At 61.6% G+C, this 20,239-nt stretch carries 17 protein-coding genes, 14 tRNA genes and 1 rRNA gene (1 of these 32 only partly in view); 30 read left to right on the top strand and 2 right to left on the bottom strand.

Annotated features, from left to right (window positions below):
* The 29 genes from THECO_RS14115 to THECO_RS13970 all read left to right on the top strand — a co-directional run.
* Window positions 1-513: ribosomal RNA gene (locus tag THECO_RS14115) — 23S ribosomal RNA — on the top strand; it begins 2,448 nt to the left of the window's first position.
* Between the two features lie 151 nt (window positions 514-664).
* Window positions 665-740: transfer RNA gene (locus tag THECO_RS14110), tRNA-Asn, on the top strand.
* A 6-nt stretch (window positions 741-746) separates the two neighbouring features.
* Window positions 747-837 (top strand) — tRNA-Ser (locus tag THECO_RS14105).
* 18 nt (window positions 838-855) lie between these two features.
* Window positions 856-930, top strand: a tRNA-Glu gene (locus THECO_RS14100).
* Window positions 931-1,012: 82 nt separating this feature from the next.
* Window positions 1,013-1,088: transfer RNA gene (locus tag THECO_RS14095), tRNA-Val, on the top strand.
* A 41-nt stretch (window positions 1,089-1,129) separates the two neighbouring features.
* A tRNA-Met gene (locus THECO_RS14090) sits at window positions 1,130-1,206 on the top strand.
* A 37-nt stretch (window positions 1,207-1,243) separates the two neighbouring features.
* A tRNA-Asp gene (locus tag THECO_RS14085) sits at window positions 1,244-1,320 on the top strand.
* Between the two features lie 89 nt (window positions 1,321-1,409).
* Window positions 1,410-1,485, top strand: a tRNA-Thr gene (locus THECO_RS14080).
* Between the two features lie 39 nt (window positions 1,486-1,524).
* Window positions 1,525-1,598 (top strand) — tRNA-Trp (locus THECO_RS14075).
* 20 nt (window positions 1,599-1,618) lie between these two features.
* Window positions 1,619-1,694, top strand: a tRNA-His gene (locus tag THECO_RS14070).
* A 10-nt stretch (window positions 1,695-1,704) separates the two neighbouring features.
* Window positions 1,705-1,779, top strand: a tRNA-Gln gene (locus THECO_RS14065).
* 6 nt (window positions 1,780-1,785) lie between these two features.
* Window positions 1,786-1,860: transfer RNA gene (locus THECO_RS14060), tRNA-Gly, on the top strand.
* Window positions 1,861-1,871: 11 nt separating this feature from the next.
* A tRNA-Cys gene (locus THECO_RS14055) sits at window positions 1,872-1,945 on the top strand.
* A 15-nt stretch (window positions 1,946-1,960) separates the two neighbouring features.
* Window positions 1,961-2,037: transfer RNA gene (locus THECO_RS14050), tRNA-Arg, on the top strand.
* A gap of 21 nt (window positions 2,038-2,058) precedes the next feature.
* Window positions 2,059-2,144: transfer RNA gene (locus tag THECO_RS14045), tRNA-Leu, on the top strand.
* Between the two features lie 281 nt (window positions 2,145-2,425).
* Window positions 2,426-3,856 carry a cytochrome ubiquinol oxidase subunit I gene (locus THECO_RS14035; RefSeq protein WP_015255715.1) on the top strand — a complete coding sequence of 477 codons (1,431 nt, stop codon included), beginning with the start codon at window positions 2,426-2,428 and terminating at the stop codon, window positions 3,854-3,856.
* Window positions 3,843-4,856 (top strand): cytochrome d ubiquinol oxidase subunit II, encoded by a 1,014-nt coding sequence (gene cydB / locus THECO_RS14030; RefSeq protein WP_015255714.1) that lies wholly within the window; start codon window positions 3,843-3,845, stop codon window positions 4,854-4,856. The genes THECO_RS14035 and cydB overlap by 14 nt, the downstream gene beginning before the upstream one ends.
* Window positions 4,856-6,691 carry a thiol reductant ABC exporter subunit CydD gene (cydD, locus tag THECO_RS14025; protein ID WP_015255713.1) on the top strand — a complete coding sequence of 612 codons (1,836 nt, stop codon included), beginning with the start codon at window positions 4,856-4,858 and terminating at the stop codon, window positions 6,689-6,691. Before cydB ends, cydD begins: the two co-directional genes overlap by 1 nt.
* A 3-nt stretch (window positions 6,692-6,694) precedes the next feature.
* A complete protein-coding gene (cydC, locus tag THECO_RS14020) occupies window positions 6,695-8,455 on the top strand; it encodes a thiol reductant ABC exporter subunit CydC (protein WP_015255712.1) in 1,761 nt (586 codons plus the stop codon).
* A gap of 141 nt (window positions 8,456-8,596) precedes the next feature.
* Window positions 8,597-9,130 carry a hypothetical protein gene (locus tag THECO_RS20620; protein ID WP_015255711.1) on the top strand — a complete coding sequence of 178 codons (534 nt, stop codon included), beginning with the start codon at window positions 8,597-8,599 and terminating at the stop codon, window positions 9,128-9,130.
* 81 nt (window positions 9,131-9,211) lie between these two features.
* The gene (locus THECO_RS14010; RefSeq protein WP_041854490.1) at window positions 9,212-9,529 is read left to right on the top strand and encodes a metal-sensitive transcriptional regulator; all 318 of its coding nucleotides are present in this window, start codon (window positions 9,212-9,214) and stop codon (window positions 9,527-9,529) included.
* Between the two features lie 22 nt (window positions 9,530-9,551).
* Window positions 9,552-9,752, top strand: coding sequence for a cation transporter (locus THECO_RS14005; RefSeq protein ID WP_015255709.1), 201 nt, complete (start codon window positions 9,552-9,554; stop codon window positions 9,750-9,752).
* Window positions 9,753-9,875: 123 nt separating this feature from the next.
* Window positions 9,876-12,101 (top strand): heavy metal translocating P-type ATPase, encoded by a 2,226-nt coding sequence (locus THECO_RS14000; protein ID WP_015255708.1) that lies wholly within the window; start codon window positions 9,876-9,878, stop codon window positions 12,099-12,101.
* A 14-nt stretch (window positions 12,102-12,115) separates the two neighbouring features.
* The gene (locus THECO_RS13995; RefSeq protein WP_015255707.1) at window positions 12,116-13,768 is read left to right on the top strand and encodes a GAF domain-containing sensor histidine kinase; all 1,653 of its coding nucleotides are present in this window, start codon (window positions 12,116-12,118) and stop codon (window positions 13,766-13,768) included.
* Window positions 13,765-14,427 (top strand): response regulator, encoded by a 663-nt coding sequence (locus THECO_RS13990; protein ID WP_015255706.1) that lies wholly within the window; start codon window positions 13,765-13,767, stop codon window positions 14,425-14,427. The genes THECO_RS13995 and THECO_RS13990 overlap by 4 nt, the downstream gene beginning before the upstream one ends.
* Before the next feature lie 134 nt (window positions 14,428-14,561).
* Window positions 14,562-15,119: an NADPH-dependent FMN reductase gene (locus THECO_RS13985; protein ID WP_015255705.1), complete on the top strand. Its 558-nt coding sequence runs from the start codon at window positions 14,562-14,564 to the stop codon at window positions 15,117-15,119.
* Between the two features lie 30 nt (window positions 15,120-15,149).
* Window positions 15,150-15,941, top strand: coding sequence for a VOC family protein (locus tag THECO_RS13980; RefSeq protein ID WP_015255704.1), 792 nt, complete (start codon window positions 15,150-15,152; stop codon window positions 15,939-15,941).
* 242 nt (window positions 15,942-16,183) lie between these two features.
* The gene (locus THECO_RS13975) at window positions 16,184-17,254 is read left to right on the top strand and encodes an alpha/beta fold hydrolase (RefSeq protein ID WP_015255703.1); all 1,071 of its coding nucleotides are present in this window, start codon (window positions 16,184-16,186) and stop codon (window positions 17,252-17,254) included.
* A gap of 42 nt (window positions 17,255-17,296) precedes the next feature.
* Window positions 17,297-17,893, top strand: coding sequence for a TetR/AcrR family transcriptional regulator (locus THECO_RS13970; RefSeq protein ID WP_015255702.1), 597 nt, complete (start codon window positions 17,297-17,299; stop codon window positions 17,891-17,893).
* Here the strand turns inward: THECO_RS13970 and THECO_RS13965 are convergent.
* The gene (locus THECO_RS13965; protein WP_232427688.1) at window positions 17,888-19,072 is read right to left on the bottom strand and encodes an MFS transporter; all 1,185 of its coding nucleotides are present in this window, start codon (window positions 19,070-19,072) and stop codon (window positions 17,888-17,890) included. The genes THECO_RS13970 and THECO_RS13965 overlap by 6 nt on opposite strands.
* Window positions 19,073-19,098: 26 nt before the next feature.
* Complete coding sequence (locus tag THECO_RS13960; protein ID WP_015255700.1) at window positions 19,099-19,446, bottom strand: hypothetical protein; 348 nt, start codon at window positions 19,444-19,446, stop codon at window positions 19,099-19,101.
* Between the two features lie 228 nt (window positions 19,447-19,674).
* Here THECO_RS13960 and THECO_RS13955 point away from each other — a divergent pair, with 228 nt between their 5' ends.
* Window positions 19,675-20,238, top strand: a complete 564-nt coding sequence (locus THECO_RS13955; RefSeq protein ID WP_015255699.1) for a dihydrofolate reductase family protein — start codon at window positions 19,675-19,677, stop codon at window positions 20,236-20,238.
* The last annotated feature ends 1 nt before the right edge of the window (window position 20,239 follow it).

Raw genomic sequence — 20,239 nt, 5'->3', positions numbered from 1 at the left:
GGCTTAGTGATCCGGTGGTACCGAATGGAAGGGCCATCGCTCAACGGATAAAAGCTACCCTGGGGATAACAGGCTTATCTCCCCCAAGAGTCCACATCGACGGGGAGGTTTGGCACCTCGATGTCGGCTCATCGCATCCTGGGGCTGAAGTAGGTCCCAAGGGTTGGGCTGTTCGCCCATTAAAGCGGTACGCGAGCTGGGTTCAGAACGTCGTGAGACAGTTCGGTCCCTATCTGTCGCGGGCGCAGGAAATTTGAGAGGAGCTGTCCTTAGTACGAGAGGACCGGGATGGACGTACCGCTGGTGTACCAGTTGTTCCGCCAGGAGCACCGCTGGGTAGCCAAGTACGGACGGGATAAGCGCTGAAAGCATCTAAGCGCGAAGCCCCCCTCAAGATGAGATTTCCCACTGTAAAGGTAAGACCCCTGGAAGATGACCAGGTTGATAGGTTCGAGGTGGAAGCGCGGCAACGCGTGAAGCTGACGAATACTAATCGGTCGAGGGCTTATCCTAAATTTACCCCACAAAGTGACGATTCGCTTTGAAGCGTAGTCCGATTACTTTGCGGGGGCCCCGGAAACGGGTTCAGCTTGAAGCACACGCATTCGCATCCGGTTTTCAGGGTGCAAGGCATCCTGAGCAGAGAGAATACCGTTGACGCTGTTCCCCGATAGCTCAGTCGGTAGAGCACTCGGCTGTTAACCGAGTTGTCACAGGTTCGAGTCCTGTTCGGGGAGCCATCTCGTGGAGAGCTGTCCGAGTGGTCGAAGGAGCACGATTGGAAATCGTGTATACGTTAACAGCGTATCGAGGGTTCGAATCCCTCGCTCTCCGCCATTGACTTTCCTTCATTGCGGCCCGTTGGTCAAGGGCTTAAGACACCTCCCTTTCACGGAGGTAACAGGGGTTCGAATCCCCTACGGGTCACCACTTCCTTCACAAACAGACTTGATTTATCGGATCAAGTTGTAGTATATTATAATTTGTCACGCGCCGGAAAGCGCGGATTCACGGAGGCTTAGCTCAGCTGGGAGAGCATCTGCCTTACAAGCAGAGGGTCGGCGGTTCGATCCCGTCAGCCTCCACCATCGTTGCAAGGCTGCGGCGAAGCGGCTGCCAGCGATCTCGACGCGGGGTGGAGCAGTCCGGTAGCTCGTCGGGCTCATAACCCGAAGGCCGCAGGTTCAAATCCTGCCCCCGCAACCATTTCTCTCTATCGGGGCAACCGAGCATTGATGAACACGGAGCCGTGGTGTAGAGGCCTAACATGCCTGCCTGTCACGCAGGAGACCGCGGGTTCGAATCCCGTCGGCTCCGCCATCCTTCATCAATTCGGGCAGCCCGGCCGGTAGAGCAGAGGACCGGATTCCTCGTGTCGGCGGTTCGATTCCACACACGGAATGGTACGCGCCGGTGTAGCTCAATTGGTAGAGCAACTGACTTGTAATCAGTGGGTTGGGGGTTCAAGTCCTCTCGCCGGCACCATATTGCGACACAGAGGATAGACGCATCAATTCCTCACACAGGGGCATAGTTTAAAGGTAGAACAGCGGTCTCCAAAACCGTTAGTGTGGGTTCAATTCCTGCTGCCCCTGCCAGTATTCAATTTTCTTTCATGGCGGTCGTGGCGAAGGGGTTAACGCACCGGATTGTGGCTCCGGCATTCATGGGTTCAAGTCCCATCGATCGCCCCATATCTTACGCTGGGGATTAGCCAAGCGGTAAGGCAACGGACTTTGACTCCGTCATTCCTAGGTTCGAATCCTAGATCCCCAGCCACTTTTTGCGGACGTGGCTCAGCGGTAGAGCATCGCCTTGCCAAGGCGAGGGTCGCGGGTTCGATTCCCGTCGTCCGCTCCATTCTTATTTATGGCGCCATAGCCAAGTGGTAAGGCGGAGCTCTGCAAAAGCTTTATCCCCAGTTCGAATCTGGGTGGCGCCTCCATTCATCTCCATACGCGTGCCCTTAGCTCAGCCGGATAGAGCGTTTGACTACGAATCAAAAGGTCAGGAGTTCGAATCTCTTAGGGCACGCCATTTTCAATTAATCGCAATTGCGCTGGTGTGGCGGAATGGCAGACGCGGCGGACTCAAAATCCGCTTCCCGCGAGGGAGTGGGGGTTCAAGTCCCTTCACCAGCACCATCGTAATATCGGCTCTTGAGATCGGTCGGATCTCAAGAGCCTTTCTGCATTTTGCTGATTTTCACACAATGATCAACATCCGATCACCATTCTGTCAATTGTGATTGATGTCACAGTCAACCGTGTGGTCTATACTAATGGTGAGCGGCAAGGAAACAGCCAATTGATACGCTGTCTCCAATGTACGCAGAGGCAAGGTCGTCTTTGTCACTATCAAAGTGAAAAATTTCACAAAATATTCGAAGTCATGGAGATGATCAACGAGAAGGAGGGCTTCGTCCATGGACGTGCTGGATCTTGCGAGGCTGCAGTTTGCCTCGACCACAATTTTTCACTTTATCTTCGTCCCGATCTCCATCGGCCTGTCGTTGCTCGTCGCGATCATGGAGACGATGTACGTCGTCAAGAAGAACGACAAGTACAAGCAGATGGCTCAATTCTGGGGGAAGTTCTTGCTGATCAACTTTGCCGTGGGCATTGTCACCGGGATTTTGCAGGAATTTCAGTTCGGCATGAATTGGTCGGAATTTTCGCGTTTTGTCGGCGATATTTTTGGGACGCCGCTCGCGATTGAAGCGCTGCTGGCCTTTTTCCTTGAGTCGACGTTTATCGGTCTGTGGGTGTTCGGATGGGATCGTCTGTCCCGGAAGGTGCACCTGGCCTGCATTTGGCTCGTTTCGATCGGCACGATGTTGTCCGCGTTCTGGATTCTGGCGGCCAACTCGTTCATGCAGCGTCCGGTCGGTTACGCCATCCGCGACGGAAGAGCGGAAATGACCGATTTCGCGGCCCTCTTGACCAACGGTCAGCTGATCTGGGAGTTTCCGCACACCGTCTCGGCGGCGATCGCGACCGGAGCATTCCTGGTGGCCGGCATCAGTGCCTGGAGTTTGCTGAGAAAACGCAATGTCGATTTCTTCCGCACGTCCTTCAAGCTGTCCGTCATTGTCGCCTTTGTCGCTTCGATCGCCATTGCGCTGTTCGGCCACTCCCAAGCCCAGTATCTCATGGACACCCAGCCGATGAAGATGGCCGCGTCGGAAGGGCTGTGGGAGAGGAGCAGCGATCCGGCGCCCTGGACGGTCTTTGCGGTCATTGATCCGGAAACCCGTGAGAACCGCTACGAAGTCAAAATTCCGTATTTGCTCAGCTTCTTGTCGTACAGCCGGTTTTCCGGCTCCGTACCGGGCATGAATGAACTTCAGGCGGAGTATGAGCAAACGTACGGTCCGGGAAACTACATTCCGCCGGTTCGCACGACGTTCTGGAGTTTCCGCGTCATGGTGGGCAGCGGCGTCTTGATGATTCTGCTCGGCATGTACGGCGCCTTTATGGCGTTGCGCAAGCGTTGGGATAAAATGCCCCGCTGGTATCTCCGCGCGATGATCGGCGCCATCTTCCTGCCCTTCATCGCCAACACGGCAGGCTGGATCATGACGGAAATCGGCAGGCAGCCCTGGACGGTGTTCGGATTGTTCAAGGTGGAAGATTCCGTTTCACCCAATGTCACGGCCGGTCAGATCTGGTTCTCTCTCATTTCCTTCTCCGCGGTCTATCTGATTCTGCTGGCCCTGCTGGTCTGGCTGTTCATCCGGACGGCACGCAAAGGCCCGGTTTCCGGGGAAGAGCCGGACCGTGACTCGCGGGAGCATGATTTTGATCCTTATGGGGCATACCCGGAAAAAGGAGGCGGTCAGGTTGTCGCTCCATGATCTTTGGTTTGGTTTGATCGCGGTATTGTTTGCCGGCTTTTTCTTCCTGGAAGGATTCGATTTCGGGGTTGGCATGTCCACACGATGGCTCGCAAAGGGAAATATGGAACGCAGGGTGCTGATCAATACGATCGGCCCGTTCTGGGATGCCAACGAAGTGTGGCTCATCACGGCGGCCGGCGCGATGTTCGCAGCGTTTCCGCACTGGTATTCCACGATGTTCAGCGGGTATTATGTCCCGTTGACGTTGATCTTGCTGGCCTTGATTGGCCGGGCTTGCGCCTTTGAATTTCGCGGAAAATCGGAAAGCGAGCGGTGGAGGAGGGGCTGGGATATGGCCATCTTCGCCGGAAGCTTGGCGCCGCCGTTCCTGTTCGGCATGCTGTTCGCCAGCCTGGCGAAAGGAGTGCCGATCGGGGACAACATGAACATGCGGGCGGCCTTCGGCGATTGGGTGAACGGCTTTACGCTGTGGAGCGGGCTTACGGTCACCGGTCTGTGCCTGCTTCACGGTCTGGCCTTCCTTACGCTCCGGACCACCGGGGAGCTGCGCGAACGCGCGCGCAAGAAGGCGCTCAAGACGCTTCCCTGGGTCGCATTGATGCTCGCGGTGCTCGCAGGTTGGGCGCTCGCGGCGACCGATTTGTTCGAAGGACGGATGCCGCTGTGGGCGATGTCGGGAACTGTCGGTCTGATTGCGGCGGGATTGGCGGGATATTTTCTGTATCGTAAAAAAGAAGGTTGGGCGTTCGCGATGACCGGACTTATGGTTTTGGTGCCGGTTGCGACGCTCTTCACAAGCCTGTTCCCCCGGGTGATGATCAGTTCGTTCGGCAGCGCCTATGACCTGACGGTGTCGAACGCCTCCTCCAGCCCCTATACGCTGAAGGCGATGACGATCGTGGCCGCTGTGCTGCTGCCGTTTGTCCTCGGTTATCAGGCGTGGAGCTATTATGTGTTCCGCAAACGGGTCAGCGCCCGTGATCATCTGGAGTACTGATGGACAAGGCGATTCTGGCGTTGAGGGGGATCAGGCCGGTCCTGGCGGCCGTCGGGGCGCTGTCGCTCATCCAAGCGGCGGCAATGATCGGGCAGGCGCTCGGGCTTGCGAAAGCGGTCGCGCTGTTGTTTCAGGGCGGGACGATCGACGAGGCGATTGGCCCGCTCGCATGGTTTGCCGCCGCCTGGATAGTTCGCCATTCGGCGGTATGGCTGCAGCGGCTTTGCGCGGGGAGGTTCGCGGAGCGGACGGGCGAGTCGCTGCGGCTCAGGCTGACGGAGCGGCTGTTCGAGCGCGGACCGGATTACGCCGCTCAGGCAGGCAGCGGCCGGCTCGTCACGCTGGCGATGGACGGCGTTGACCGTTTCCGCGCGTACCTGGAATTGACCGTCATCCGGACCATGGACATGGGGCTCGTGACGATTTCGGTTCTGGCCGCGGTGTATGTCCTGGACATCGCGTCGGGGCTGATTCTCACCGTTACGATGCCCGTGCTGATCGGCTTTTTCATTCTGCTCGGCTTTGCCGCCCGCCGCATGGCGGACCGGCAATGGCGCTCGTTCCAGGTGCTGGCCCGCCATTTCACCGATGTGCTGCGCGGCCTGGCGACGCTGAAATTTCTCGGCCGCAGCCGCGATTACGCAGCCGTCGTGGAACAGGTCAGCGACCGGTATCGGTCGGCGACGATGCGGACGCTGCGGGTGGCGTTTCTGTCCTCGTTCGCGCTCGATTTTTTCAGCACCTTGTCGGTGGCATTTGTCGCGGTCAGCCTGGGCCTTCGCCTGATCGGCGGCGGCATCGGTCTGGAACCCGCTCTGGCGGTGCTGCTGCTCGCGCCGGAATATTTCCTGCCCGTGCGCATGCTGGGCGCGGACTATCACGCTTCGCTGGACGGCAAGGAAGCCTGGACGGCGATCCGCGATGTCGTCGCGGACGAGCGCGGCCCGGAAGAGCGCGTCGCGGCGGCACGGATCAGCGATTCGGAGGCACGGACCAGCGGTTCGGCGGCGCGGATCAGCGGTGCAGGCGGGACGGAATTGCGCGCCGCCGAAAAGCGGGAGGAGCAAGCGCACAGCCCGGCCGGGCCGGACACCGGTCAAGCCTGGATTCAACTGTCGGATGTCAAGGTTGACGGAGAAGCCGGTTTGCCGCGTCTGGACGGATTGTCGTCCTCCATTGGCAGCCATATTCACAAAGTCGGCATCGTCGGCATGAGCGGTTCCGGCAAAACGACGCTGCTTCATTTGCTGGGCGGTTTTCTGCCTCCTTCGTCGGGACATATCCGGATCGACGGCCTGCCGCTGACCGAAGGCACCAGGCAAAGATGGCAGCAGCAGCTGACGTATATCCCCCAACACCCTTACCTGTTCAGCGCAACGATCGCGGATAACGTGCGCTTCTACGAGCCGGATGCGTCCGACGAGCAGGTGATGCGGGCGCTGGCCAGTGCCGGACTGGGCGATCTGATCGCCTCGTTGCCGGACGGCATCCATGAACGTATTGGCGACGGAGGCCGCTCCTTGAGCGGCGGTCAAGCCCAGCGCATCGCGCTCGCCAGGGCGCTTGTCGGCAACCGGCCGGTATGGCTGCTGGATGAACCGACCGCCCATCTCGACCTCGAGACCGAACTGGAATTGAAGGAGACCATGCTGGACATGTTTGCCGGACGCCGGGTCTTTCTGGCCTCCCATCGGCTGCATTGGATGAAGGCGATGGACTGGATTTGGGTGCTCAAGGACGGCCGTCTTGTGGAAGCCGGCACGCACGAAGAGCTGCTGGCCCGTCAAGGCGTCTATCGGAATATGCTGGAAGCTGCTTCGGGGAAAGGCGGGTAACCAGTGAAAAAAACAATCGCAAACCGCGACGGCGGATGGATTTTTCCGAATTTGAGAGCATATCCGTGGCGTTTCATGGCTGCCGCGATCGCGGGCCTCCTCGCGGTTGCCTGCGCCGCGGCGCTGGTCTTCACTTCCGGCTACCTGATCTCCCGTTCCGCCCTGCGGCCCGAAAACGTCTTGATGGTCTATGTTCCGATCGTGCTCGTTCGAACGTTCGGCTTCGGCAAAGCCGTCGTCCAGTACCTCGAGCGATTGATCAGCCACGATGCGGTGCTGCGCATCCTGTCCCGCCTGCGCGTCAGGCTATACCGCATCATCGAACCGCAAGCGCTGCGGCTTCGCTCCCGCCATCGGGCGGGCGATTTGCTCGGCATGCTGGCGGAGGACATCGAACAGCTGCAACATGTTTACCTTCGCCTCATCTTGCCGGCGGCCGCGGTCGTGCTGCTCTATGGAGCCGGCATTGTCATACTTGGACGGATGGACGGCCGGTTCGCCCTCTGGATGGCGATGTACTGCGGATTTCTGTTCATCACCTTGCCCGTCTTTGCCCTGCTTGTGTCGCGCGGAACGCGCATGCAAAGCAAGGCGCGGCGGAACCTGGCTTACCGGGAATTGACGGACGGCGTTTTCGGCATGAGCGATTGGATCCTGAGCGGCCGCACCGGTCGTTTTCTCTCCGCTTTCAAGCAGCGTCAGGCGCAAATGGCCGCCGCGGATCGAAACGTGCGGCGCATGGAGTGGCGGACCGGGTGGCTGGCTCAATGCCTGACCTGCGGAGCCGTCATCATGTTGACGCTCTGGGCCGCGGCGCAAAGCGCGAAAGGAGCCATGAGTCCCGAATGGATCGCCGCTTTCGCGCTCGTCGGATTCCCATTAATGGATGCGCTGGTGAAAGCGGGAGAATCCGTCATGCGGACGACGGATTACCGGGAGTCCGTCCAACGGCTGAAGGAAATCGAACATGCCGCGGGAGACACGGCGCCGGCACGGCCCGGTTCGATGAAAGGCGCCGACGAAGCCGGACGGGATGCATCCGGTCTGCGTCTGGTCAACGTGAGCTTCCGGTACCCCGGAACGGACGGCTGGCAGCTTCACGGCATCGATCTGCATGTCCCCGCCGGCAGCCAGGTTGCCTTGACCGGCCGCAGCGGCGCGGGCAAAACCACCTTGCTGAGCCTGATCCAGGGCGAGCTGGCGCCCGACCGCGGCTCGATCACGATAGGCGGTGTCTCCGTCCAACAGATCCAAAACAATGAGTCGCCGCGCCCGTTCGCTGTCCTGAACCAGCAGCCCTATGTGTTCGACACGACCATTGCGAACAATATCCGCCTTGGCCGGCCGGACGCGACGGACGATGAAGTCCGGGAAGCGGCGGAATTGGCGGGGCTCGGCAAGTTGATCGCCGCGCTTCCGGACGGCCTCGGGACGAGGGTGCGGGAAGCGGGCGTCCGGTTCTCCGGCGGAGAGCGGCAGCGGATCGCTCTGGCGCGCGTGCTGCTGCAAAATCGCCCGATCGTCCTGCTTGACGAACCGACGGTCGGACTGGACCCGGTGACCGAACGCGATCTGCTCGATACCCTGTTCACGGCGCTGCGCGGCAAAACGCTGCTCTGGATTACGCATCACCTGGCCGGCATGGAGCGCATGGACCGGATCGTTTTTCTGGACCGGGGCCGCATCGCGATGCAGGGAACGCACGAGCAGCTTTTGCGGGACCATGAACGATACCGCAAGCTTTACGCGCTGGACCGTCCGTAAACTTGCCGCGACCCGTATCAAGGCTAAAATATATTAGACGTTGGACGGCAGATGCCGGTTTGTTCGCCGTGAACGCAATTGTCACATGATGCATGTGAGCTTTGTCTATGAAATAAAAGGCTCTCGAAGGAGTTGCGATTCATGCGAACATCTGTGCCATCGTTGCAAACATCTTTCCTGTTTTGTTTGATGGTTTTTGCGTTTTCCGCCGTCCTGTGGCTGCTGGTTGAGCTCATCGGGGAAGGGCCCGACATTCCGGTCAATCTTCCGGTCAGTTCGCTGATGGCTTTCTTTCCGCTGATCACCGCTTGCATCCTGGCTTACCGGCGGGACAAAGGGAAGGGGGTCCGCGATCTGTTCCGCCGGCTCACCGACTGGCGGTCGATCCGGAGGAACGTCTGGTATTTGCCCGCCTTTACGCTCATCCCGGCGGTCATGTTTGTCTCCTGGCTGTACATGACGCTCGCGAATTATCCGCTTCCGGAGCCCGACCTGCATTGGCCGATGATCCCGGTGATGTTCGCCGTTGTCCGGCGGAACCGGATGTCAACGGCCGGACGGCGCAAAGGCGGTGCAGGCTGCCCAATCCGTATAAACGCGGGCGCGGGATGCAACAGTAGAAGTGATGAGGCGGCATTTTTTCGTGATGGTGAAAAGGCGGGGTGCAATCGATGAAGATGGATCGGAGGTCATCTTGACATATACAGTAGGGGGGTATAGTATTAGAGACGACGGGGGTGAGGGACGTTGGAATCCATGTACGATGCGGAAGCGCATGTCCATTCGCACGATGAGCACAGGAGAAGCCATCATTCCGAGAAACTGAAGACGGATCTCATCACCCGGCTGAACCGGATTGAGGGGCAGATCCGCGGCATCAAGGGAATGATCGAGAAGGATACGTACTGCGATCATGTCCTCAACCAGATTTCGGCCGTGCAGGCGGCGCTGAACAGCGTGGGCAAACTGCTGCTGGCCGGGCACATGAGAAGCTGCGTGGTGGAACGGATTCAGGAAGGCGATCTCGAGGTCATCGACGAACTGCTCACCACCGTGAACAAACTGTTAAAATAATAAAGCGAAGGAGATGTGCGATATGACGAAGGTTACGCTCAAGGTGGAAGGCATGTCCTGCGGCCATTGCGTGAACGCCGTCGAGACGGCGGTCAAGCAAGCCGGCGCCGCGGGCACGGTGGACCTGGCAAGCGGCACGGTAACGATCGAATACGACGAGAACGCCGTGACGCTTGAACAGCTCAAGCAAGCGATCGAGGATCAGGGCTACGACGTCGTGTGACGCGGGGCCCGGTCGGGCGGAGCCGTCCGGTTCGGATTCAAGCGGGCCGGGCGGCCCTGTTGCCAGCCTCTTTTTTTGTCCAATTATATACCCTGTGGAGGTATATTCGGGAGTGTTGATCCCATGGAAGCGGAACAAACCCGCGAGATGAAGCAGGCCCAATTCCAGATCACCGGCATGACCTGCGCGGCCTGCGCCAACCGGATCGAGAAGGGCCTCTCCCGGCTGCCCGGCGTCGCAAGCGCCAACGTCAATCTCGCGATGGAGACGGCGCGCGTCGAATATTCGCCTGCGACCGTGACCGTCGAAGACATGATCCGCAAGGTGGAGCAGCTCGGCTACCAGGCGTTCCCGAAGGAGCAGCGGGAAGACGCGAAGGACCGCCGGCAGCGGGAGATCAAGCGGCAGACGCGCCGGTTCGTGATCTCGGCCGTTCTGTCGTTCCCCCTGCTGTGGGCGATGGCCGGCCATTTCTCGTTCACGTCGTTCATCTGGGTGCCCTCGTGGTTCATGAATCCGTGGGTGCAGCTCGCGCTCGCCACTCCCGTCCAGTTCGTGATCGGCGGGCCGTTCTACGTCGGCGCCTGGAAGGCGCTCCGCAATCGGAGCGCCAACATGGACGTGTTGGTCGCGCTCGGCACCTCGGCCGCCTACCTGTACAGCCTGTTCCTGACGCTGGAGTGGGCAAGCGCGGACATGCGGCATCACGCCCCGGCGCTGTATTACGAGACGAGCGCGATTCTGATCACCCTGATCGTTCTCGGCAAACTGTTCGAGGCGCTGGCGAAGGGCCGCACGTCGGAAGCGATCAAGACGCTGATGGGACTCAGAGCCAAGACGGCGCTCGTCATCCGGGACGGCGAGGAGATCCGGATCCCGGCGGACGAAGTGGCCGCCGGCGACATCGTTCTCGTAAGGCCGGGCGAGAAAATCCCGGTTGACGGGGAAGTGGTGGAAGGCAGCTCATCGGTCGACGAGTCGATGCTGACCGGCGAGAGCATTCCGGTGGAGAAGCGCGCGGGTGATCCCGTCATCGGCGCGACGGTCAACAAGCACGGCATGCTGAAGGTGCGGGCGACGAAGGTCGGCAAGGATACGGCGCTGGCGCAGATCATCCGGGTCGTGGAGGAAGCGCAGGGCTCCAAGGCGCCGATCCAGCGGGTGGCCGACGCCATCTCGGGCGTATTCGTCCCGATCGTCGTCGGCATCGCGCTGCTGACGTTCCTGATCTGGTTCTTCTGGGCGGATGCCGGCAACTTCGCCGGCGCGCTGCGGAAGGCGATCGCCGTCCTCGTCATCGCCTGCCCGTGCGCGCTCGGCCTGGCAACGCCGACCTCCATCATGGCGGGGTCGGGCCGCGCGGCGGAGCTCGGCATTCTGTTCAAGGGCGGCGAGCATCTGGAGCTGACCCACCGCATCGACACGGTCGTCCTCGACAAGACCGGCACGGTGACGAAGGGCAAGCCCGAACTGACGGACATCATCGCCGTCATGCCGGACGAGACCGAATTTCTGCGCCTGGTCGGCGCGGCCGAGAAGCCTTCCGAGCATCCGCTCGCCGAGGCGATCGCGGCGGGCATTGCCGCCAGAGGCATCGAACTTCCCGCGGCCGAGGCGTTCGAGGCGATCCCCGGGCACGGCATCCGCGCCGTCGTGGAAGGGCAGGAAGTGCTCGCGGGCAATCGCAGGCTGCTGGAACGGTACGGGGTGCCGGCGGATCAGGCGGAGGCGGCGATGGCGCAGCTCGAGGAAGCGGGCAAAACCGCGATGCTGGTTGCCGTCGAGCGCCGGTACGCCGGTCTGGTCGCGGCGGCCGACACGATCAAGGAGACGTCGCGGGAAGCGGTGGCGCGCCTTCAGGCGATGGGCATCGAAGTCGTCATGATCACGGGCGACAACGAGCGGACCGCGCGGGCGATCGCGCGGCAGGCCGGCATCGGCAAGGTGCTGGCGGAGGTGCTGCCGGAAGGCAAGGCGGAAGAAGTGAAGAAGCTGCAGGCCCGGGGCCGGAAAGTGGCGATGGTCGGCGACGGGATCAACGACGCGCCCGCGCTGGCGACGGCCGACATCGGGATGGCGATCGGCACGGGAACGGACGTCGCGATGGAAGCGGCGGACGTCACCCTGATGCGCGGCGACCTGAACGGCATCGCCGACGCGATCCGCATGAGCCGCAGGACGATGGTGAACATCCGGCAGAACCTGTTCTGGGCGCTCGCCTACAACTCCCTCGGCATCCCCGTCGCCGCGGCGGGCTTTCTCGCGCCGTGGGTGGCCGGCGCCGCGATGGCGCTCAGCTCGGTGTCGGTCGTGCTGAACGCGCTGCGCCTGCAGCGGGCGAAAGTGTGAGGTGAGACGGGAGGATGGAGCACCGGATCGAAGAACTGGTGACCCTGAAAACAATCGCGGAAACGCTGAACCGTTCCAACGAGCTCATGCCGACGCTCAACACCGTGCTGGAGAAGCTGCTGGAGCTGACCGGCCTGAAAGCCGGCTGGATCTTCCTGTCGGACGGCATCGGGCAATATGAATTGGCCGCCGATGCCGGCCTGCCGCCGGCACTTGAAATGGAAGACAAGCGTCATATGCGGTGCGGGACCTGCTGGTGCCTGGATCGGTTCTGGGAGAACCGGCTGGACAAGGCGGTCAACATTTTGAACTGCAAAAGGCTCGAGGACGCGGTGACGCATCGGCGGGGCGACACGGGCGGCATCACCCACCACGCCACCGTACCGCTGACGGCCGGGGAGAAGCGGCTCGGCGTGCTCAATGTGGCCGCGCCCGGCAAGAAGCATTTTCATCAAGACGAGCTGGCGCTGCTGCAGTCCGTCGCTTTCCAGATCGGCAGCGCGATCGAACGCGCGCGGCTGTACGCCGCGGAGCAGCGGCGGGCGGAACTGTTCGCGAAGCTGGGCGAATTCAGCCGCGATCTGGGCGCATCGGCTCCCGAAGCGCCGATTCCGGCATGCGCGCTGGCGTTGATGGGGAAATATTTCCCCTGGCCGTTCGCCGCCATTCTCCGAAAATCCGGCACCGGCTTCGTCATCAGCGCCGTCCATGCCGGCGGGGAGACGTTCTTCCCCGGCACCCTGATCGAACCGGATGCGCTGCCCTGGCTGAAAGCGTGCATCACGAGAAGACGGCGCGTCGAGGCGGCGGGCGCCGAAATCGCCGGCTTGACGGATCACCCGCGGCTGCGCGGCAAGCTTCCTCCGTTGCAAGCGGCGCTGGCGGTTCCGCTCCAGACGGCCGCATGGCCTGCCGGAGCGCTGGTCGTCGGCACCGACCTGCCCGTGGGGTTCAGGCCGGCGGACGGGGAAGTGCTCGAGGCGATCGCCGAGCATCTCGATGCCGCCGTCGAGAGCGCGCAGCTCGAGGAGCAGTGCCGCGAACTGGCGCGGCTGGACGAGCGTAACCGGTTGGCCCGCGATCTGCATGACTCCGTGTGCCAGATGCTGTTCTCGCTGTCGATGACGGCCAAGGGGGCGGAGCAGCAGCTGCACGGCGGCGATGCGGATGCCGCCCTGGCGGCGGTCCGCGAGATGCAGTCGCTCTCGCGCGAGGCGCTGAAGGAAATGCGCGCGCTCATCATGCAGCTTCGGCCGGCAGGGCTGGAAACGGGGCTCGTGACGGCGCTGAGCGAGTACGGACGCAAGCTCGGGCTGAAGGTCTCCTCCCGGCTCATCGGCGTGCGCGAACTGCCGCGGCAGGCGGAGGAAGCGCTCTGGCGAATCGGGCAGGAAGCGCTGAACAACGTGTCCAAGCATGCGCAGACGGATGCGGCGAGCGTCGAACTGGAACTGGGCGACAGGGCGGCCGTATTGCGGATTTCCGATTCCGGCGTCGGGATGCGGCCGCGGCCTGTCGACCGTCACGAAGCGTCGCTCGGATTGTTCACGATGCGTGAACGCGCCATGGCGCTGGGCGGCGAGCTGAAGATTGCGAGCGACGGCCGCAAGGGCACGCTTGTCGAGGCGGCGATTCCGCTGCCGGAAGGAAAGGAAGGACCGCGATGACGAAAATTCGCCTCCTGCTGGCGGATGATCATGCCATTGTCCGGAGAGGGCTGCAGCTTTATCTGAAGACGCAGCCGGATTTTGAACTGGTCGGCGAGGCGGCCACGGGAACCGAAGTGCTGGAGCGCGTGGCCGAGCTTGCGCCGGACATCGTGCTGATGGACCTGCACATGCCGGTGCTGAACGGCATCGAGGCGACCAGACGGATCAGGGAAACGCATCCCGCCGTCAACGTGATCGTGCTGACTTCGTTCTCCGATCACGATCATGTGCTGCCCGCCGTCAAAGCCGGGGCCAGAGGCTACCTGCTCAAAGATATCGAGCCGGATGAGCTGGCGAAGGCGATCCGCCGCGTGCACGCGGGCAAGGTCGAGGTGCATCCCGAAGTGGCCGGGCTGCTGATGGAGAGCATCGCGGATCCCGGGGGCACCGCGCCGGAGAAGGCCGCGACGCCGTTCGACAGTCTGACGGCGCGGGAACGGGAAGTGCTGCGCCTGATCGCCTCCGGTCTGACGAACAAGGAGATTGCCGAAGCGCTGCACATCACCGAGAAGACGGTGAAAACGCATGTTAGCCACGTGCTCGGGAAGCTGGGCCTCACGGATCGCACCCAGGCCGCCATTCTGGCGGTGAAACACGGACTCGATTCTCAGCCTTAAGTCGTAGAAGCGTTCGGCCGTTCGCCGGACGTTTTCTTTTTTCAAGATCATCCTGTCCGCCGACGCCGGGGAGCATCGAGGTTTGCTAGGATGAACTCAAAAGATATGACGGTTTGAACAGGGAGTGGAGAGTCATGAGAGTTGTCGCAATTGCTGGCTCCAATCGCAGCGGCTCGACCAGCACCCGGCTGGCGAAATATATCGTCGCCGAGCTTCGCCGGCAGGGCGTGCAGGCCGACTTGTACGATCTGCATCAAGACCCCTTGCCGTTCTACAGTCCGGACGAAGCGCATGACGATCATGCCGGGCTGCTCAGGCTGAAGCGGATGGCCGCCGAAGCCGACGGGATCGTGCTCGCCTCGCCGGAATATCACGGGAGCATCTCGGGCGTGTTGAAAAATGCGCTGGACCATCTCGGCAAAGAGCAATTCGGCGGCAAGCCGGTGCTGTCCGCGACGTCATCGGGCGGTCCCGTCGGCATCAGTTCGCTGCTGCAGCTGCAGGCCATGGTGCGCAATTTGCACGGCATCAACTGCCCGGAATGGATCTCCATCGGCGGGGAGCAGCGAAAGCTGTTTGAAGCGGAGCCGGAGGCGTACATGCCGGAGCACGCCGCCCTGGACCGCATCCACGGCACGCTCCGCTGTTTCCTGGATCTGCTGCGCAGCGTCCGCGGGCAAGGCGGAGTCTGAAATGCATCGGGACGAAAGGAGGCGTTCAGGATGATTACACACTTTGCGGATCTTGCGCTGCATACCGTCTCGCTGGAAGGCGTGCGGCAATTTTACAACGGACTGCTGGGCATGCCGGTCGTCTTCGAATCGGACAAGGAGATTCGTTTCCAGGTGACGCCGTTCACCACCTTGACGTTCACGGAGGCGTACGAACCGGTCGCGCCGGCCCACTTCGCATTCGAAGTGCCCTGGTCGGCGTTCTCCGACGTAATTGCCTATTTGAAAGAGACAGCGGGAATTCCGCTTCTGCGCTGGCCCGACGGCCGTGAAATCGCCGAGTTCGACGAACCCGGCTCCGGAATCAATGCGTATTTCCGCGACGGCGACGGCCATCTGCTGGAAGTGATCGCCCACCGGTACGTCCGGGAGGACGTGCTGCCGCAAGGGGGACCGCTCAAAGTCCTGTACTTGCGCGAAGTCGGTTTTCCCGTGGAAGACGTGTCCGAATTCCGCGGCTGGCTGTCCGGCCGATTCGGCATGAAGCTGGCGAAAGTGTTCGACGACTTCACCTTCGCCATCGGCGGAACGGCGCATGCCGTCATCGCGTCGAAGCAGCGGCGCTGGATTCCGATCCGGATGTACGCGCTGCCTCCGAACATGACCGTCACGTTCGGCGTCAGCGGCCGCCATACGCTGGAACGCATTCGTGAGTTGACGGCCGGGGAACCCATCCTGTCCTCGGGGGAAGACGAGCTGACCATCATGCGCAATGATTATCGCATCCGGTTTGCGGCGACGGATGTTCCGGCGGATATCGCCGTCCGTCTCAACCTGCCGTGATGAGCGGCGGAGCAATCGGGGCAAGTCGATGAGGGACCGCTCGCGGGGTGGTCCCTTTTGCGCATGCGGCCAAGCTGGATCAATTGAACACGCCGGCCGAACGCTCGCCGCCATGGCGGTGGAAATGGCGGAAGAGCGCCGGGAATGACGCATTTTGGGCATTGACAGGGTTAAAGCGCCCTTCTATTTTATTAATGAATGGGTAACTCACTCATAAAACAATATTGTGAGGAGAAATCCGGATGAGCAAAACGAACATTTTACCCGATCTGCTGCTGCGCAGTCGAAACCGGCGCAGAAACGCCAAGCTTCTGCGGATCGATTCGCCGGACGGCATCGCGGAATACCGGTTCGTCGACATCGGCGGCATCAAGCAGTGGGTGACGATCCGCGGAGAGGACCGCCGCAATCCCGTGCTGCTGTTCGTCCATGGCGGGCCGGCTTCTCCGTATTCCGTCTTCAGCCCGTTGCTGCGCGAATGGGAGAAACATTTCACGCTCGTGCAGTGGGATCAGCGCGGCGCGGGCAAGACGTTCCGGCGAAGCGGGAAAACGGCCGGCGGCTCCATCACGCTGGAGCGGCTCGCCCGGGACGGGATCGAGCTGTCGGAATATTTGCTGGAGCGGCTCGGGAAGCGCAAGATCATCCTGATCGGCAGTTCGGTCGGCAGCCTGATCGCGATGATGATGGTCCGATCCCGGCCCGACCTCTACCTTGCGTACGTCGGCACCGACCAGAACGCTCCCGATCCCGGATTTGATTGGTACGGGCAGGCGCTCGCCGCTCTCCGGGCAGCCGGCATTGCCAAGGGCATCCGGCTCCTGGAGCGGATGGGGCCGGACCCCGCCCGCTGGAAGCGGGAAGATTACGACCGTCTCAACCAGCACCTCGTGAGAGCGATCCGCGGCGTGCCCAACATGATCATGGATCTGATGCTGCCGTCCATGCTCGCTTCGCCGGATCATACTATCGGCGATCTCGTCGCAATTTTCCGGGGTATGACCCATTCCCTCGACCACTTGTTCGACGAGCTGATGACGTTCGACTTCTCCCGGATCGGGACGGCGTTCGACGTGCCGTTTTTCATCTTTCAGGGCGATACGGATCTTTTCACGCCGTTCGGGGCGGCCAGATCGTTCTTCGACCGGATCGAAGCGCCGCGCAAGTCGTTCGCCGTCATCCGGAACGCCGGCCACCTCGCCTGTTTCGCCCGGCCCGGGCAGTTTCTCGAAGAACTGGTCGGCAAGGTGCTTCCGCTGGCAGGTCAGCCGTCCCTTTCCGCTGATGCCGGGCGCGGCGGGGCGGTGGTATAATGGAGGAGGAGTGACGAAGAAGAGATCGGAGTTTGAGGTTCCATGTCCCCGTTAAGCAAAGAGCGACTGAAGCAAATCCGCGGAGAACGCAGGGAGCAGATCAAGAACGCCGCGCTTGCGGCGTTCGCCCGCCACGGATTTGCGGGCACCAGGACGAGCATGATCGCCGCCGAAGCCGGGATCAGCGAAGGGCTGATCTACCGGTATTACCGATCGAAGGACGAGCTGTACACCGAAATCGTCGGGGAATTGCTGGAAGCGGCTGACGCGGAACTGCAGCTTCTCGGGCAATCGCCCCTGCCGCCCTTCGAGTTGATCCGGACGCTTACGCGGAACATGCTGGACGAGAACAACCGGAACGCGTTCAGACTCGTCTTGCAGGCGCGGCGGGCGGACCGGATTCCGGACGGCGTCCGTGAGCTGCTCGCGCGCTATTCCGAAGACGCGCTGATCGACCGGCTGGTGCCGGTTTACGTCAGGGGGCAGCAATCGGGGCAGTTCGCGGACGGTGATCCCCGGCAGCTTCTGGCGTGGTATTTTACCGTTATCAACAGTCTTATTCTGCAGGATCCGGGCAAGGATGCGCACGGACTGCCGCCGGCGGACATGCTGATGCGGATGCTGGCCGGACCGTCATGACGGCCCGGACGCTCCGCCTGCTCTCACCGCCAGACGCCTGCTTGCGCCATGGGCGATGAGCGCCAGCACGAACGCCCCCGCGGAACAGCAGCCGAGGTCCGAAGCGCCGCCGATATCCAGGACGAGTCCCCCGACCATGGCCCCCAGGGCGGTGCCGAAGTAAATGGCCGAGTTGTGCAGGGAAAGCACGATGCCCGAAGCGGTGCCGGATATCCCGATCAGCCGGTGCTGCTGGGCGGGATTGAAGGCGTAGCCGCTGAATCCCCAGAGCGCCATCGACGCGCCGCCGAGCAGCAGCGGTCCGGTGTAGCCCGGAATTTCATGCAGCAGCGACAGGCCGATCACCGCCAACATCAACAGGAACAGCGTGAGAACGATGATGTTGTGCGAACCGTACCGGTCCACGGCATAGCCTCCGAATTGCACGCCGGCGAAGCTGGCAAGCCCCGTCAACAGCAGCACGAACGAGACCGTCCGTCCGGCAGCTCCGAACTGTCCGAAGATATCCGCGATATAGGTATAGACGAGAAAGACGTCGGTTCCCCACGTCAGGCTGGCAGCCAGCGCGGAAAGGATCAACGGCCGCTTGAGCTGCGACAGCCGCTCCCTCATCGATACGCTTTCCGGCGGTTCGACCTTGGGAAAAAACAGCCGGATGCCCGCCGCGGCCGCCGCCGACAGGCCCGCCACAACCCGGAACGGCAATCGCCAGTCCATCATGTACGTCAGCCAGGTCCCGGCGGGAACGCCGAGAATGAGCGCGACCGTCGCACCGCCGAGCACGAGCGACAGCGAGCGCCCGCGATGATCCGGGTCGGACAGGGCCGATGCCGCGGCCGCCGCCGGCGGAGCGAACAGTCCGGCGCCCGCCGCCGTGATCACCCGTCCCAGGAAGACAAGCCAGTAAACGTTCGCGAGACCGCAGAGCGCATTCCCCGCGGCAAATAGCAGCATGGCGCCCGAGAGCAGCTTCCTCCTTTCCGCCTTCCCCGTCAGCGTGGCCAATATCGGGGAACCGAACGCATAGGCGAGGGAGAACACGGTCACCAGCTGTCCTGCGGCCGAGACCGAAACCTCCAGATCCCGGGCCAGGGCAGGCAGCAAGCCCGCGATCATGAACGCTTCCGTTCCGATCACGAACATCCCCGCCGTCAGCAGCAGAATACGGCAGTTCATCATGACGGCCTCCTTTCAGACAGCCCCGATCAGATTCCGTTTGCGCTCCCGCGGCCAAGCGATCGGCTCCCGTGCGCACGGCCCTTGTGCCGCAAACCTATGACGACCCACAGCCCGTCGACCACGGCGAACGCGAGGACGACCCGCGGCGGGATGATCCTCCTGGTTGCCGCCCATATCAGGAAGCCGACAAATATGATCAGAAACCACCCGGTTTCCATCAGCGCCGTCCGGCTTCCCGGCCCCGTCAGATCGGACACCATGCCCGGCAGCGCGGGCAGCAGCAGCCCGCACGCCCCCGACGCGACGGCGTTCGTCGCAAGCACGTTCCGGATCAGCTTCTCCCCGACAAGCGTTTTTGCTTCCCTGACTGTCATCTGCACTTGCACCTCTTTTTCGATTTGGGATGGAACGCCCCCAGAATGGGAGAAAATCGACTGCCGTAACCACCCGTTTTCCTGCCATTCGGTGCCAAAGTGCAGAAAACCGTCCGGATTATGATCTATTTTAACGCCGTCCGGAGGATGGATCACCATTTTTGGTTTTATCTGCCGCCGCGGCTGGTGTAAAATGGAACGGAATGCAACCCGGAGGAGGAATCGGATATGGCGCAATTGACGTATCATGTGGCGACGACATTGGATCTGTTCATCGCGGACCCCAATGGAGTGGCGGACGAATCGGTTTTCCTGTACGCGGATGACGGCGGGGACTTTTTTGAAAGCGTCCGGAATTATGATGCCGTGCTGATGGGAAGCAGGACGTACGCGTACGGATTTCGGTACGGATTGAAGCCGGGGGAACCGTCCGGCATCGCGCAGGCGGTTCACCCCGATCTGAAGCATTACATCTTCTCCCGCGGATTGGACTTCGAATCGAATGAGAAGGTCGAGCTGGTCCGGGAGGATGCCGCTGCCTTTACCCGCAGACTGAAAAACGAAGGCAAGTACCAAAACCTGTGGCTGTGCGGCGGCGGCCTGCTGGCGGGCGAACTGCTGCGGCATCAGCTCATCGACACCCTGATCCTGAAGATCAATCCGGTGCTGCTGGGCGACGGCATTCCGTTGTTCGGTCCGGTGAAACAGAAGTTGAATCTGAAGCTGCTGAGCAGCAAAACGTACGACAGCGGCGTCGTATTGTCTTCCTATCAAATCATCTATCCTTCCTGAA

The sequence above is a fragment of the Thermobacillus composti KWC4 genome (assembly GCF_000227705.2).
Taxonomy (GTDB): domain Bacteria; phylum Bacillota; class Bacilli; order Paenibacillales; family Paenibacillaceae; genus Thermobacillus; species Thermobacillus xylanilyticus.
Note: the sequence above shows the minus strand (reverse complement) of the source record. Positions and strands in the feature narration are given on the sequence as shown.